This is a genomic window from Streptomyces speibonae (genome assembly GCF_984686075.1).
Genome location: NZ_OZ480260.1, coordinates 3,647,529 through 3,661,805 on the forward strand (window position 1 = coordinate 3,647,529; position 14,277 = coordinate 3,661,805).

13 protein-coding genes are annotated in these 14,277 nt (G+C 74.0%); 4 read left to right on the forward strand and 9 right to left on the reverse strand.

Annotated elements, in window-relative coordinates:
- Window positions 1–371: 371 nt before the first annotated feature.
- From AC5L3C_RS16410 to AC5L3C_RS16430, 5 genes are read right to left on the reverse strand one after another with little or no spacing between them, the layout of a single operon-like run.
- The gene (locus AC5L3C_RS16410) at window positions 372–1,169 is read right to left on the reverse strand and encodes a type III pantothenate kinase (RefSeq protein WP_125504988.1); all 798 of its coding nucleotides are present in this window, start codon (window positions 1,167–1,169) and stop codon (window positions 372–374) included.
- Window positions 1,170–1,171: 2 nt separating this feature from the next.
- Window positions 1,172–2,146, reverse strand: coding sequence for a carboxylating nicotinate-nucleotide diphosphorylase (nadC, locus tag AC5L3C_RS16415; RefSeq protein WP_493653901.1), 975 nt, complete (start codon window positions 2,144–2,146; stop codon window positions 1,172–1,174).
- Window positions 2,147–2,151: 5 nt separating this feature from the next.
- Entirely contained in the window at window positions 2,152–3,861 is a 1,710-nt protein-coding gene (locus tag AC5L3C_RS16420) for an L-aspartate oxidase (RefSeq protein WP_493649641.1), read from the reverse strand.
- Window positions 3,858–4,856: a pantoate--beta-alanine ligase gene (gene panC / locus AC5L3C_RS16425; protein WP_493649642.1), complete on the reverse strand. Its 999-nt coding sequence runs from the start codon at window positions 4,854–4,856 to the stop codon at window positions 3,858–3,860. The genes AC5L3C_RS16420 and panC overlap by 4 nt, the downstream gene beginning before the upstream one ends.
- Window positions 4,857–4,905: 49 nt before the next feature.
- The gene (locus AC5L3C_RS16430; protein WP_493649643.1) at window positions 4,906–5,832 is read right to left on the reverse strand and encodes a Rossmann-like and DUF2520 domain-containing protein; all 927 of its coding nucleotides are present in this window, start codon (window positions 5,830–5,832) and stop codon (window positions 4,906–4,908) included.
- A 198-nt stretch (window positions 5,833–6,030) separates the two neighbouring features.
- Between AC5L3C_RS16430 and AC5L3C_RS16435 the strand changes: the two genes are divergently transcribed.
- Entirely contained in the window at window positions 6,031–7,248 is a 1,218-nt protein-coding gene (locus tag AC5L3C_RS16435; protein ID WP_493649644.1) for a threonine aldolase family protein, read from the forward strand.
- Between the two features lie 59 nt (window positions 7,249–7,307).
- Here the strand turns inward: AC5L3C_RS16435 and AC5L3C_RS16440 are convergent, their stop codons facing one another.
- From AC5L3C_RS16440 to AC5L3C_RS16450, 3 genes are all read right to left on the reverse strand, one after another.
- Window positions 7,308–7,937 (reverse strand): AAA family ATPase, encoded by a 630-nt coding sequence (locus tag AC5L3C_RS16440; RefSeq protein WP_493649645.1) that lies wholly within the window; start codon window positions 7,935–7,937, stop codon window positions 7,308–7,310.
- Window positions 7,938–7,968: 31 nt separating this feature from the next.
- Complete coding sequence (locus tag AC5L3C_RS16445) at window positions 7,969–8,640, reverse strand: response regulator (protein WP_493649646.1); 672 nt, start codon at window positions 8,638–8,640, stop codon at window positions 7,969–7,971.
- A gap of 100 nt (window positions 8,641–8,740) precedes the next feature.
- Window positions 8,741–9,943, reverse strand: coding sequence for a sensor histidine kinase (locus AC5L3C_RS16450; RefSeq protein WP_493649647.1), 1,203 nt, complete (start codon window positions 9,941–9,943; stop codon window positions 8,741–8,743).
- Between the two features lie 150 nt (window positions 9,944–10,093).
- Here AC5L3C_RS16450 and AC5L3C_RS16455 point away from each other — a divergent pair, with 150 nt between their 5' ends.
- Entirely contained in the window at window positions 10,094–11,113 is a 1,020-nt protein-coding gene (locus AC5L3C_RS16455) for an SAM-dependent methyltransferase (RefSeq protein WP_493649648.1), read from the forward strand.
- A 42-nt stretch (window positions 11,114–11,155) separates the two neighbouring features.
- Here AC5L3C_RS16455 and AC5L3C_RS16460 read toward each other — a convergent pair whose 3' ends face one another.
- On the reverse strand, window positions 11,156–12,307 hold the full coding sequence (locus AC5L3C_RS16460) for an NADH-quinone oxidoreductase subunit D (RefSeq protein ID WP_493649649.1): 1,152 nt from the start codon (window positions 12,305–12,307) through the stop codon (window positions 11,156–11,158).
- Window positions 12,308–12,338: 31 nt separating this feature from the next.
- Between AC5L3C_RS16460 and AC5L3C_RS16465 the strand changes: the two genes are divergently transcribed.
- Window positions 12,339–12,884, forward strand: a complete 546-nt coding sequence (locus tag AC5L3C_RS16465) for a PH domain-containing protein (protein WP_493649650.1) — start codon at window positions 12,339–12,341, stop codon at window positions 12,882–12,884.
- Complete coding sequence (locus tag AC5L3C_RS16470; RefSeq protein WP_493649651.1) at window positions 12,881–14,215, forward strand: PH domain-containing protein; 1,335 nt, start codon at window positions 12,881–12,883, stop codon at window positions 14,213–14,215. The genes AC5L3C_RS16465 and AC5L3C_RS16470 overlap by 4 nt, the downstream gene beginning before the upstream one ends.
- Window positions 14,216–14,277 lie beyond the last annotated feature (62 nt).

Below are 14,277 nucleotides of genomic sequence, written 5' to 3' on the forward strand. Positions count from 1 at the left end.
GCCGCATGAGGCGCTGAGCCGCATGAGGCGCGTGAGCCGCGGGCAGTCGTGCCTCCCCCAGTGCCTGAAGGGCCTGGGAGGTACCCCCAGGGCGATGGGGGTACCTCCCGCTCGAGCGAAGCCGAGAGTGGGGGAGGAGCCGAGAATGGGGGAGGCACCCCGCACGCGCCGGGCTGCGCAGACACCCCCCGGCCGGCACCAACGCAGGGCACCTGCAGAAGCGCCGGGTGTGCAGCACCGCCCCCCGGCCCGCACCAACGCGGGCCAGCGTTTTCGCGCCGGGTGTGCAGCACCGCCCGGCCCGCACCAACGCCGGCCGGTGTTCACGCGCCCGCTGTGCAGCGCACTCCCCGCCCACGCTCGCGCACGCGTCACATGCGGGAGATGTTCCGTTCGTACACCAGCCGCAACCCGATCAGCGTCAGCCACGGCTCGTGCTCGTCGATCACCGAACTCTCCCCCAGCACCATCGGCGCCAGCCCACCCGTAGCGATGACCGTCACATCGTCCGGATCGTCCGCCAGCTCCCGCGCCATCCGGTTGACCACGCCGTCGACCTGACCGGCGAAGCCGTAGATGATGCCGGACTGCATCGCCTCGACCGTGTTCTTGCCGATCACACTCCGCGGGCGCGCCACCTCGATCTTGCGCAGCTGCGCGCCGCGCACCCCGAGCGCCTCCACGGAGATCTCGATGCCGGGCGCGATCACACCCCCGACGTACTCCCCGCGCGCGCTCACCGCGTCGAACGTCGTCGCCGTCCCGAAGTCGACGACGATCGCCGGACCCCCGTAGAGGTCGACCGCCGCGACCGAGTTGATGATGCGGTCCGCGCCGACCTCCTTGGGGTGGTCGGTGAGGATCGGCACGCCCGTCTTCACGCCCGGCTCCACCAGGACCGCCGGGACGTCGCCGTAGTAGCGGCGCGTGACCTCGCGCAGTTCGTGCAGCACGGACGGGACGGTCGCGCAGATCGCGATGCCGTCGATGCCGTCGCCCAGCTCGTCGCCCAGGAGCGGGTGCATGCCCATCAGGCCCTGGAGGAGCACCGCCAGCTCGTCGGCCGTGCGGCGGGCGTCCGTCGAGATGCGCCAGTGCTCGACGATGTCGTCGCCGTCGAAGAGCCCCAGGACGGTGTGGGTGTTTCCCACGTCGATGGTCAGCAGCATGGCTACTCCGCCGCTCGCAGGTCGAGGCCGATGTCCAGGATGGGCGCGGAGTGGGTCAGGGCCCCCACGGCCAGGTAGTCCACGCCGGTGTCCGCGTACGCCTTCGCGTTGGCGAGCGTGAGGCGGCCGGAGGCCTCCAGGGCGGCGCGGCCGTTCACCAGGGACACCGCCTCCTCGCACTCGGCGGGCGTGAAGTTGTCGAGCAGGATCAGGTCGGCACCGGCGTCCAGGACCTCGCGGAGCTGGTCGACGGTGTCGACCTCGACCTCGATCGGGACGTCCGGGAAGCGCTCACGGACCGCGCGGAACGCCTCCGCGACGCCGCCGGCCGCCACCACGTGGTTGTCCTTGACCAGGGCCGCGTCCGAGAGGGACATGCGGTGGTTGACGCCGCCCCCGCAGCGCACGGCGAACTTCTCCAGGGCGCGCAGGCCCGGCGTGGTCTTGCGGGTGTCGCGGACCTTCGCCTTGGTGCCGTCGAGGGCGTCCGCCCACGCGCGCGTGGCCGTCGCGATGCCCGACAGGCGGCACAGCAGGTTCAGGGCGCTGCGTTCCGCCGTGAGGATGTCACGCGTGCGCGTGGTGATCGACAGGAGCTTCTGGCCGGCCTCCACGCGGTCGCCGTCCTCCACGTGGCGTTCGACTTCGAACTCCTCCGTGCAGACGATCGACATGACCGCCTCGGCGACCCGGAGGCCCGCCACCGTGCCGGCCTCCCGCGCGGTGAAGTCGGCGGTGGCTACGGCGTCCTCCGGGATGGTCGCGACCGTCGTGACGTCCACGCCGTGCGCCAGGTCCTCCTGGAGGGCCACGTTGGCGATGTCCTCGACCTCCACGGGGTCGAGGCCCGCGTCGGCCAGGAGCTGGGCGAGCGCGGGGTCGAGGCCGCACTCCAGATAGGTCTCCTCGTCGGCGCCGCAGGCACAGCCGTCGCCACAGCCGCCGGAGGAGACGAGGGGAAGGTCGGGGGTGGTCACTGCTGTCACTGCTCCTGGTGCCGGGGGAGGGTAGGGGGGAAGTCTGTGGTGCCGGTGGTGTGCACCGCCAGCGTCCGGTCCGGATTGAGCCGTACGACGATGTGGCGGCGCCACGTGGTGTCGTCGCGCTCGGGGTGGTCCTCGCGCCAGTGGCAGCCGCGGGTCTCCTCGCGCCGCTGTGCGGCGGCCACCAGGACCCGGGCCACGCACAGGAGGTTGGTGGCCTCCCACGTGTCGACGCCCGGTTCGGCGGTCTTGCCGTTCTCGTCGAGGGCGTCGCGTGCGTCGGCGTGCAGCTGGTGGAGGCGCCGCGCGGCCTCGGACAGGGACGCCTCGGAGCGCAGCACGCCCGCGCCCCGGGTCATGATCCGCTGGATGGTGAGGCGGGCCTCCGGCGGCAGGAGGGGGTGCGCCGGGCGCTCCGTGACGGGCAGCGGCTGCGGCACGCGCGCGTGGTGGGCGCTTCCGGTGCCCGCGATGTCCCCGGCGATGCGTTCGGCGTAGACCAGGCCCTCGAGGAGGGAGTTCGAGGCCAGGCGGTTGGCGCCGTGCACCCCCGTGCAGGCGACCTCGCCGCACGCGTAGAGGCCGGGCACGGTGGTGCGGCCGCGGGAGTCGGTGCGGACGCCGCCGGACGCGTAGTGGGCGGCCGGGGCGACCGGGACGGGCTCGGTGGCCGGGTCGATGCCGTGCGCGCGGCAGGCGGCGAGGATCGTGGGGAAGCGGTGCTCCCACATCTCGGCGCCGAAGTGCCGGGCGTCGAGGTACATGTGCTCGGTGTTCTGCTCCCGCATGCGACGCGTGATGCCCTTGGCCACGATGTCGCGCGGGGCGAGTTCGGCCAGTTCGTGCTGCCCCTGCATGAAGCGCACGCCGTCGGCGTCCACCAGGTGGGCGCCCTCGCCGCGTACCGCCTCGGAGACCAGGGGCTGCTGGCCCTCCGCCTCGGGCCCCAGGAAGAGGACCGTGGGGTGGAACTGGACGAACTCGAGGTCGCTGACCTCGGCGCCCGCGCGCAGGGCGAGGGCCACGCCGTCGCCGGTGGAGACGGCGGGGTTCGTCGTCGCCGAGAAGACCTGGCCCATGCCGCCGGTGGCCAGGACCACGGCGGGGGCGTGCACCGCCCCCACGCCGTCGTGCTGGCCCTCGCCCATGACGTGCAGGGTGACCCCGGCCGTGCGGCCGTCGGCGTCCGTGAGGAGGTCCAGGACGAGGGCGTTCTCGACGGTGCGCAGCCCCCGTGCGCGGACCGCCTCGACGAGGGCACGGGAGATCTCCGCGCCGGTGGCGTCACCGCCCGCGTGGGCGATGCGACGGCGGTGGTGGCCGCCCTCGCGGGTGAGCGCGAGGCCGCCCTCGCCGGACTCGTCGAACTGCGCGCCCGTCGCGATGAGGCGGCGTACGGCGTCGGGGCCCTCGGTGACCAGGATGCGGACGGCTTCCTCGTCGCACAGGCCGGCGCCGGCGACCAGGGTGTCGTCCAGGTGCTGCTCGGGGGTGTCGCCCTCGCCCAGGGCGGCGGCGATGCCGCCCTGGGCCCAGCGGGTGGAGCCGTCGTCGAGGCGGGCCTTGGTGACGACCACCGTGGTGAGGCCCGCGGCCTCGCAGCGCAGCGCCGCCGTGAGTCCGGCGACGCCGGAGCCGACGACCACGACGTCCGCGTCGATGGACCACCCGGGCGCGGGCGCGTGCAGTCTTATGCCTGTGCTCGTCACGAGGCGGCTCCGAAGCTTCCGAAGGTCAGGGGGATGTTGTCGATCAGGCGGGTGGTGCCCACGCGGGCGGCCACCGCGAGGACGGCCTCCCCGGTGAAGTCGTCGCCGATCTCGGTGAAGTCGGACGGGTCGACCAGGGCCAGGTAGTCCAGCACCAGGGGCGGGTCGAGGCGGGCGGCCACGTCGAGGACCAGGCGGGCGGCGGCGCGGATGGCCGCCGGGCCGCCCGCGGTGGTGGCGACGGCGTGCACGTCGGCCGCGGCGCGGGACTCGCCGATGGCGCTGAGCGCCTCGGCACGCGCGCGGGTGGCCGGTACCTCGCTGGCCCGCGCGCGCAGCGCCTGCTGGGCGGCGTGCCGGTCGCGGCCCGCGAACAGGGCCTGGGAGAGCGCGAGCGCGGTGCGCCGCTCGGCGGGCGAGAGGTAGCGGTTGCGGCTGGACAGGGCGAGCCCGTCCTCCTCGCGGACGGTGGGCACCCCGACGATGTCGACGCCGAAGTTCAGGTCGCGGACCATGCGGCGGATCAGGGCGAGCTGCTGGGCGTCCTTCTGCCCGTACAGGGCGAGGTCGGGCCGGGTGAGGTGGAGCAGCTTGGCGACGACGGTGAGCATGCCGTCGAAGTGGCCGGGCCGGGCGGCGCCCTCCAGGCGTTCGCCCATGGGGCCGGCGCTGATCCGCACCTGGGGTTCGCCGCCGGGGTAGACCTCGTCCACGGCGGGCGCGAACACGACGTCCGCGCCGGACTGCTCGGCGATCTTGATGTCGGCGTCCAGGGTGCGCGGGTAGCGGTCCAGGTCCTCGCCCGCGCCGAACTGCAGCGGGTTGACGAAGACGGTGACCACGACCTCGCCCGCGGGGCCCGCGATCTCGCGCGCGGTGCGGATCAGCGTGGCGTGGCCCTCGTGCAGCGCGCCCATGGTCATCACGACGGCGCGGCGGCCGGTACGCGCGCGTGCGCTCAGTTCGGCGGCGGTGCGCAGCACAGTGGCGGTCATCGGGCGACTCCGTATCCAGGCGCGCGGGTCGTGGTGCGGTCGGTGGTCCTCATCGGTCCTCCCCCGGTGCCTGGGCACCGTCGGCGAGCACCCCGAGGAGGTCCTCGGCGAGTTCCGGCTTCAGCAGGCCGTGGGCGAGGGCACGGTCGGCCGTCGCGCGGGCCATCGCCAGATAGCCGGCCACGGCCCCCGGGGCGTGCCGGCGCAGCTCGCTGACGTGCGCGGCGACCGTGCCCGCGTCGCCGCGCGCGACCGGGCCGGTGAGGGCCGCGTCGCCGGAGCGCAGGGCGTTGTCCAGGGCGGCGCCGAGCAGCGGTCCGAGCATCCGGTCCGGGGCCCCGACGCCGGCGGTGCGCAGCAGTTCGAGGGACTGGGCGACCAGGGTGACCAGGTGGTTGGCGCCCAGGGCGAGGGCCGCGTGGTAGAGCGGGCGGTTCTCCTCGGCGATCCACTCGGGTTCGCCGCCCATCTCGATGACAAGGGCCTCGGCGGCCAGCCGCAGTTCCTCGGGCGCGGTCACGCCGAAGGAGCACCCGGCGAGGCGCTGCACGTCGACGGGGGTGCCGGTGAAGGTCATCGCGGGGTGCAGGGCGAGCGGCAGGGCGCCCGCGCGCAGGGCCGGGTCGAGGACCTTCGCGCCGTACCGGCCGGAGGTGTGCACCAGCAGCTGCCCCGGCCGCACCGCGCCGGTGTCGGCGAGTCCGGAGACCAGCTCGGGCAGCGCGTCGTCGGGGACGGTCAGCAGGACCAGCTCGGCCTGTCGGAGGACCTCGGCGGGCGGCATCACCGGCACGTCCGGGAGCATCTGTTCGGCGCGCCTGCGGGAGGCGTCGGAGACGGCGGAGACGGCCACCGGGCGGTGTCCGGCGAGCTGGAGGGACGCGGCCAGGGCGGGGCCCACGCGTCCGGCGCCGACGACGCCGACGGTGAGCCGCGCGGGGCGGTCCCTGGGATCGGGCTGTGGGGTTGTGTTCACGCGACGGCGGCCTTCCCGTTCCAGTCCGCTCGGGGTACCGGACGATTTCTCGTCATGTTAACGCGATCGGTTCCGGGGGCGTCCGGTTGTCCACAGGCTGTGGGTTTCCGTGCGACGCGGCGGCACACGCGCGTGCGGAAATGTGCGGGAAGGGCGCGGGACGGGAAACCGGAGTGCCCGCGCGGGCGGGGGCACGGGATGATCGCGGGTATGAGCGATACGGCGGACGACACCGACGACACCACGGCCGGGGACGAGCGGCCCGGATCCACGGCGGACGGCACACACCTGCCGACGCCGCGCGAACGGCGGCTCGCCGCGTGGCGCAAGGCCCCGCGGGTGCTCGCCCGCCTCGGTTTCCTCGCCCCGCTCTCGCAGCGCCTTGCCCTGCTGGAGGCGGCGGGCGAGGTGTACGACCTCGACGAGGACTCCGACCTCTACGGCAACGGGGTCGTGACGGCCCTGGAGCAGCGGGTCGCCGGCCTGCTCGGCACCCAGGCGGCCGCGTTCTTCCCGACCGGCACGATGGCGCAGCAGGTCGCGCTGCGCTGCTGGGCCGGCCGCACCGGCGACCCGACGGTCGCCCTGCATCCGCTCAGCCATCCGGAGGTGCATGAGCGTGGCGCGTTCAGCCAGGTCAGCGGGTTGCGCCCGGTACGCGTGACCAACGAACCCCGGCTGCCCACGGCCGAGGAGGTGCGCGACTTCGAGGAGCCCTTCGGGGCGCTGATGCTGGAGCTGCCGCTCAGGGACGCCGGTTTCGTGCTGCCCACGTGGGAGGAGCTGACCGAGGTGGTGGACGCCGCGCGGGAACGCGACGCGGTGGTGCACGTCGACGGCGCGCGGCTGTGGGAGTGCACCGAGCACTTCGGACGCCCGCTGGAGGAGATCGCGGGCCTCGCGGACAGCGTCTACGTGTCGTTCTACAAGTCCTTCGACGCCTTCGGCGGTGCCGCCCTCGCGGGCCCCGCCTCGCTGGTGGAGGAGGCGAAGGTCTGGCGGCACCGGTACGGGGGCGCGGTGTTCCAGCAGTTCCCGACCGCGCTGTCCGCGCTGATCGGGCTGGAGCGTGAGCTGCCCCGGCTGCCGGAGTACGTACGGCACGCGCGCGTGGTCGCCGCCGCACTGCGTGAGGGACTTCACGCCGGGGGGCTGCCCTGGTCCCGGGTGCATCCCGAGGTGCCGCACACCTACGACTTCCAGGTGTGGGTGCCGTACGAGCCCGAGGCGGCGGCCGAGGCGGCGATCGCGGCGGCGGAGGAGACCGGGGCGATGCTGTTCGCCAACTACTGGGATCCCAAGGGCCCGGGGCTGTCCTTCACCGAGGTCCATGTGCGGGCCGCGGCGCTGGAGTGGACGGCCGGCGACGTCCGCGCGGCGGCCGTGGACTTCGCGCGGCGGCTGCTCCGGCCCTGACGGCAGGCGCCCCCGCCGCCGGAGATGTGCGGCCGCGCGGGGGCGCCTGCCGGGCCCGGTCAGTCGAGGCGGATGTGTTTCAGGCCGACGGCCGCCTGGCGCAGCCGGGTCCGCATCCGGCCCTCGTGGTTGGGGCGCAGGGTCAGGCCGGCGAGCACGGCGATGCGGTCCGCGGTCTTCGGCACCGTGGTGTGGTCCGTCCACAGGTGCTCGGCGAACTCCGGCTCGGCCAGCCGCTCCAGGCAGTGGTCGAGCCGCCGCACCGCCCAGCTCTCCCGCCGCAGGGCGGCCTTGCCCATGACGGAGGCGAGGACGTGGCCGAAGGTGCGCTCGCGCAGGCGCCGCAGCACGGTGTCGCGTTCGGCGAGGAGGGTGAAGTGACGGACGTCGTGGCCCATGTCGCGCAGCCGGCCCACGGTCTGCGCGAAGTACCCGGGGTCGGTGACGGTCATGGGGGCGATCACCACACCGTCGTGCTGGGTCAGGGTGAGGTCGAGGACCTCGACGACGCCCTGCCGCCAGGCCGTCAGGTCCTGGAAGTCGCCGCGCAGTTGGGGCGGCAGCATGCGGTGCAGGCCGAACCCGGGGTACTCCGGATCGCAGACGACGCTCCCCGGCAGCCGGCGCCGTATCTCGTGTGCGGTCTGTGTCTTGCCGCCCCCGAAGGGCCCGTTGATCCACAGGAGCATGCGCCGACCCTACCGGCGCGCGGGCGTGCGTTCAGCCGTGTCCGCCGGCCCGCACCAGTCCCGTCTCGTAGGCGAGGACGACCACCTGCACCCGGTCCCGCAGGCCCAGTTTGGTGAGGATGCGCCCCACGTGGGTCTTCACGGTCGCCTCGGAGAGCACCAGCCGGGCCGCGATCTCGCCGTTGGACAGGCCCTGGGCGACCAGCATCATGACCTCGCGCTCGCGCTCGGTGAGCCGTTCCAGCGTCTTGTGCTCGGGCTGCTTGCCGGAGCTGGGCAGCATCGGCGCGAAGCGGTCGAGGAGCCGCCGCGTGGTGGAGGGGGCGACCACGGCGTCGCCGCTGTGCACCGCGCGGATCGCGGTGAGCAGTTCACCGGGCGGCACATCCTTGAGCATGAAGCCGGACGCGCCCGCCTTCAGCCCGGAGAAGGCGTACTCGTCGAGGTCGAAGGTGGTGAGGATCAGCACCTTCGGCGGGTCGGCGTCGGCGCAGATCCGGCGGGTGGTCTCCACACCATCGAGCTTGGGCATGCGGACGTCCATCAGCACCACGTCGACGGCGGTGGACCGCAGCGCCTGGAGGGCCTCGACGCCGTCGCCCGCCTCCGCCACGACCTCCATGTCCGGCTGGGCGGCGAGCACCATCCGGAATCCGGTGCGCAGCAGCACCTGGTCGTCGACGAGCATCACGCGGATCGTCATCGGGGCCTCTTCCGTTCGGTTCGTCGTCGGACCGTCACAGGGGTTGTGACAGGGTGTCGGCAGGGGGTGTGCGGCGGACTCGGGGCGCTGGTCGTCGGCCTCACAGCGCGGGTTTGAGCGGCAGCAGCACACTGATGCGGAATCCTCCGCCCGGACGCGGTCCCGCGTCCAGCGTTCCGCCGACCATGCCGACCCGTTCGCGCATGCCGATCAGTCCGTGCCCCTGGCCGTCGAGGCCGCCCTCCTCGTACAGCTCGTGCGGGGCGCCCTTGCCGTCGTCCTCCACGAGCAGGCCCAGCCCGTCGTCGAAGTACACCAGACGCACGCTGGCGCCGACGTTGGGGCCGCCGTGCTTGCGGGTGTTGGTGAGCGCCTCCTGCACGATGCGGTACGCGGTGAGCTCGACGCCGCTGGGCAGCGGGCGCGGGGTGCCCTCCACCTTGAAGTCCACGGGCAGTCCGGACCCCCGGCACTGCTCGACGAGGTCCTCGATCTGCCGCACGTCGGGCTGCGGCACGTACTCACCGGCCTCCTGGTGCTCGCCGGTGCGCAGCACGCCCAGCAGGCGGCGCATCTCGGCGAGTGCCTGGCGTCCGGTGGAGGAGATGGTCTCCAGGGCCTTCTTCGCCTGGTCGGGCGCGGCGTCGAGGACGTAGGCGGCACCGTCGGCCTGCACCACCATCACCGACACGTTGTGCGCGACGACGTCGTGCAGTTCACGGGCTATCCGGGCGCGCTCCGCGGCGACCGCGACCTTGGCCTGCGCCGCGCGCTCCTTCTCCAGGCGGGCGGCCCGCTCCTCCAGCTGCGCGAAGTAGGCGCGGCGGGTGCGGATGGAGTCGCCGAGCACCCAGGCGAGCGCGAAGGGCACGGTCTGGAAGACCATCACGCCGATGTTCTCCGCCGTACTGGCGTCCTCGTTGGGCCAGCGCAGCGTCGCCAGCGGCGCCGCGCACAGGGCGGCGGTCAGCGCGAACCGGGACGCCCAGCGGGCGCCGATCGCCGCGACCGTGTAGACGATCACCAGCAGGGCGAAGTCGGCGGGCATCGTGGCCACGTCCGTCACCAGCTGTCCCACGCCCACCGCCAGGGCGAGCACCAGCATCCGCTCGGGCATCCGCCGGCGCAGCGCGACGACCAGCGACAACAGCAGCATCACCGGCACGGTGAGGAACGGCAGATCGGTCCCCTGGGAGTCCTCCTCGACCACTCCGCCGATCACCGAAAGCCCGAACAGGACCACGGCCCAGAAGCCGTCGACCCAGGTCGGGTGTCTGCGGAGCAAGTCGTAGAGGCGCTGCACGTAACCCAGCGTAAAGAAGTGAAATGCGTGCAGGGGTCAACCGAAGGGCCGATCCCCTGCCGGTACACGTACTCCGCAAGGTGGAGGCCCGGCTGATCCGCGCGTCTAACCTGGGCCGATGACGACGGCAGGGACAGGAGAGCGGAACCGGTGACCACAGGGGCTGCGGAGGACGGCCGGCGGGGCTGGCGGGGCTGGCGGGCGGCGGCCCAGGAGGCCCTGTACGGGCCGGACGGCTTCTACCGCGGGCCCGGCGCGGGCCCGGCCGGGCACTTCCGTACGTCGGTGCATGCCTCGCCGCTGTTCGCCGGCGCCGTGGCGCGGCTGCTGTGCCGGGTCGACGAGGCGCTGGGGAGGCCGGCGCGGCTCGACTTCGTGGACATGGCGGCCGGGCGGGGCGAACTGGTCACCGGCGTCCTCGCCGCGCTCCCCGCCGAGGTGGCGGCACGCGCGCGTGCCCACGCCGTCGAGCTCGCCGGGCGGCCCGCCGGGCTCGATCAGCGGATCGAGTGGGGGGCCGAGCCGCCGGCGGGGATCACGGGGCTGCTCTTCGCCAACGAGTGGCTGGACAACGTGCCCGTGGACGTCGCCGAGGTGGACCCGGCGGGCGTGGCGCGGACGGTGGAGGTGCGGGGGGACGGCACGGAGCGGCTCGGCGAGCCGGTCGCCGGTGCGGACGCCGCGTGGCTGGCGCGGTGGTGGCCGCTGGGCACGGAGGCGGGGCTCCGCGCGGAGATCGGGCTGCCCCGGGACCGGGCGTGGGCGGCGGCGGCCGGGACCGTCGCACGGGGGCTCGCCGTCGCCGTGGACTACGCGCACACGGCCGCCGCGCGGCCGCCGTTCGGCACCCTCACGGCCTTCCGGGAGGGACGGGAGACGGCGCCCGTGCCGGACGGGTCGTGCGACATCACCGCCCACGTGGCGCTGGACGCGTGCGCCGAGGCCGGGCCGCACACCGGCGCGCGCCTGCTGACGCAGCGGAAGGCCCTGCACGCCCTGGGCGTGAGCGGCGCACGCCCCCCGCTCGCCCTGGCCGCCACCGACCCCGCCGGGTACGTGCGCGCCCTCGCGGAGGCCGGGGAGGCCGCCGAACTCACCGCGCCGGGCGGGCTCGGGGACTTCGGGTGGCTGGTGCAGCCGGTGGGCATCGGGGACGTACTCGGCGGCTGACCGCGGGCGCGGCGCCCGCGGTCCGCGGCTTCGGGGGCGGGCCTACTTGTCGATGTCGCCCACGACGAAGAACAGCGACCCCAGGATCGCCACCATGTCGGCCACCAGCGTCCCCGGCAGCAGCTCGGTGAGGGCCTGGATGTTGTTGTACGACGCCGAGCGCAGCTTCAGCCGGTACGGGGTCTTCTCGCCCTTGCTGACCAGGTAGTAGCCGTTGATGCCGAGCGGGTTCTCGGTCCACGCGTACGTGTGGCCCTCGGGCGCCTTGAGGACCTTCGGCAGGCGCTGGTTGACCGGGCCGGGCGGCAGCTCGGCGAGCCGGTCGAGACAGGCGTCGGCGAGGTCGAGGGCGTTGTGGGTCTGCTCCAGGAGGCACTCGAAGCGGGCCAGGCAGTCACCCTCCTCGCGGGTCACCACCTTCAGGACGTCACCCAGTTCCCCGTAGGCGAGGTACGGCTCGTCCCGGCGCAGGTCGAAGTCGACGCCCGAGGCGCGCCCGATCGGCCCGCTCACCCCGTAGGCGTGCACGGCCCGGGGGGACAGCACGCCGACGCCGCGCGTGCGGCCACGGAAGATCTCGTTGCCGAGCACCAGGTCGTCGAAGCGGTCCATGCGGGAGCGCACGCCGGAGACGGCGGCACGCGCGCGTGCGATCCACCCGGCGGGCAGGTCCTCCTTGAGGCCGCCCACACGGTTGAACATGTAGTGCATGCGCCCGCCGGAGACCTCCTCCATGACGTGCTGGAGCTCCTCGCGCTCGGTGAAGGCGTAGAAGATCGGGGTGATGCCGCCGAGCTCCAGCGGATAGGAGCCGAGGAACATCAGGTGGTTGAGCACCCGGTTCAGCTCCGCGAGCAGCGTGCGCAGCCACACGGCGCGCTCGGGGACCTCCATGCCGAGCATCCGCTCCACGGCGAGGACCACGCCCAGCTCGTTGGAGAACGCCGACAGCCAGTCGTGACGGTTGGCCAGCATGATGATCTGCCGGTAGTCACGGGCCTCGAACAGTTTCTCCGCGCCCCGGTGCATATAGCCGATCACCGGCTCCGCGCGGATGATGCGCTCGCCGTCCAGGACGAGCTTCAGCCGCAGCACGCCGTGCGTGGAGGGGTGCTGCGGTCCGATGTTGAGCACCATGTCGGTGCTCTCCGCCGCGCCGCCGATACCGACCATGGTCTCCGTCGTAGGAGTCATGAACACAGTCTCTCCTACGTACGCTGGCCTCATGGAGACGGGGAGCCCGCAGGACAGGGGGCCGACGGTGACGGACGGAACGGCGCACGCGGTGGAGCCGGTGGGCGCCGGGGACGAACCGGTGTGGATCGCGCTGCCACCCGGCCTGCTCAAGCTGCGGCGGTTGCTGCTGGTGGTGTGGCTGGGACTGCTGACGCTCGCCACCGCCCTGGTGCCGGGGCTGCTCGCGGGTCCCGCCTGGGCCGCCTTCGCGGCACTGCCGCTGGCCCTGCTGCTGTGGGGCTGGGTGATGCTGGAGCGCAACTGGCGCTCCTGGCGGTACGCGGAGCGCGCCGACGACCTGCTCATCAGCCGGGGCGTGCTGTGGCGCGAGGAGACGATCGTCCCGTACGGGCGGATGCAGCTGGTCGAGGTCACCTCCGGCCCCGTGGAGCGGCACTTCGGGCTGGCCAGCGTGCAGCTGCACACGGCGGCCGCGGCGACCGACGCGACCATCCCCGGCCTCGATCCGGCCGAGGCGGAACGGCTGCGCGACCGGCTCACCGAGCTGGGCGAGGCCCGATCGGCGGGGCTGTGACGGCGCCCGGCGTCCAGGAGGACGTACGCGGCCGGCCGCCGGTGACCGAGCGGCGGCTGCACCCCGTCACGCCGTTCAGGCGGGCCTGGGCGCCCGTGGCGGTGCTGATCGGCTGGGCGCTGCACGATCCCGACCAGGCGCAGCGGCAGCTGAGCCGGCTGACGACCACGACCCTGCTGATCGTGCTCGCCGTGCTCGTCCCGGCGGCCGCCCTCTACGGCTTCCTGAGCTGGTGGTTCACCCACTTCGCGGTGACCGACAGCGAGTTGCGCATCCGTACCGGGCTGCTGTTCCGGCGCACCGCGCACATCCGGCTCGAGCGGATCCAGGCCATCGACGTCACCCAGCCGCTGCTCGCTCGGGTCGCGGGCGTGGCGAAACTCAAGCTCGACGTCATAGGCACCGACAGCAAGGACGAGCTCGCCTTCCTCGACGCCGGCGAGGCGCGCGCGCTGCGCGCCGAACTGCTCGCGCGGGCGGCGGGTTTCGCGCCGGAGACCGCGCACGAGGTCGGGGAGGCGCCGTCCCGGCAGATGCTGCGGGTGCCGCCGCGCGTCCTCGCCGTCTCCCTGCTGCTGACCGGGTCCACCTGGGTCTGGCTCGTCGTCGCCTGCGTCGCGGTGCCGTCGCTGTGGACGGCCACCCACAGCCTGTGGACGGTGCTCGCCGCGGCGGTGCCCATGCTGGGCGCGGCGGGCGCGAGCAGCGTGGGGCGGTTCGTCACCGAGTACGACTGGACCCTCGCCGAGTCGCCCGACGGGCTGCGCATCGACCACGGGCTGCTGGACCGGGCGCACGAGACGGTGCCGCCCGGACGCGTGCAGACCGTACGGATCGTCGAACCGCTGCTGTGGCGGCGGCGCGGCTGGGTGCGCGTGGAACTCGACGTGGCGGGGTCGTCGAACTCCCTGCTGCTGCCGGTCGCCCCGCGCGACCTCGCCGAGTCGGTCGTCGCGCGGGTGCTGCCCGGGGTGAGCGTGCCCCCGCGCGAGGCGCTCGTCCCGCCGCCGCGCCGCGCGCGGTGGTGCGTGCCGGTGTGGTGGCGCGGCCACGGGCTCACCGTGACCGACACGGTGTTCGCCGCGCGGCACGGGCTGCTGCGGCGCAACCTGGCCCTCGTGCCGCACGCCAAGGTGCAGAGCGTACGGCTCGTCCAGGGCCCCTGGGAGCGGGCCCGCGGGGTCGCCGACGTCGTCGTGGACACCGGCGCGAACAAGTCGGTCAGCGCCCGCCTCAGGGACGCGGGGGAGGCGGCGACCCTGCTGCACGCCCAGGCCGAACGCTCCCGCACGGGACGCCGGGACGCCCGCCCCGATCGCTGGATGGCCTGACGGACAACGGCGGCGGGGCCCCGCACGTGTCTCGCGCGGGGCCCCGCCGGTGCGGCCCGTGG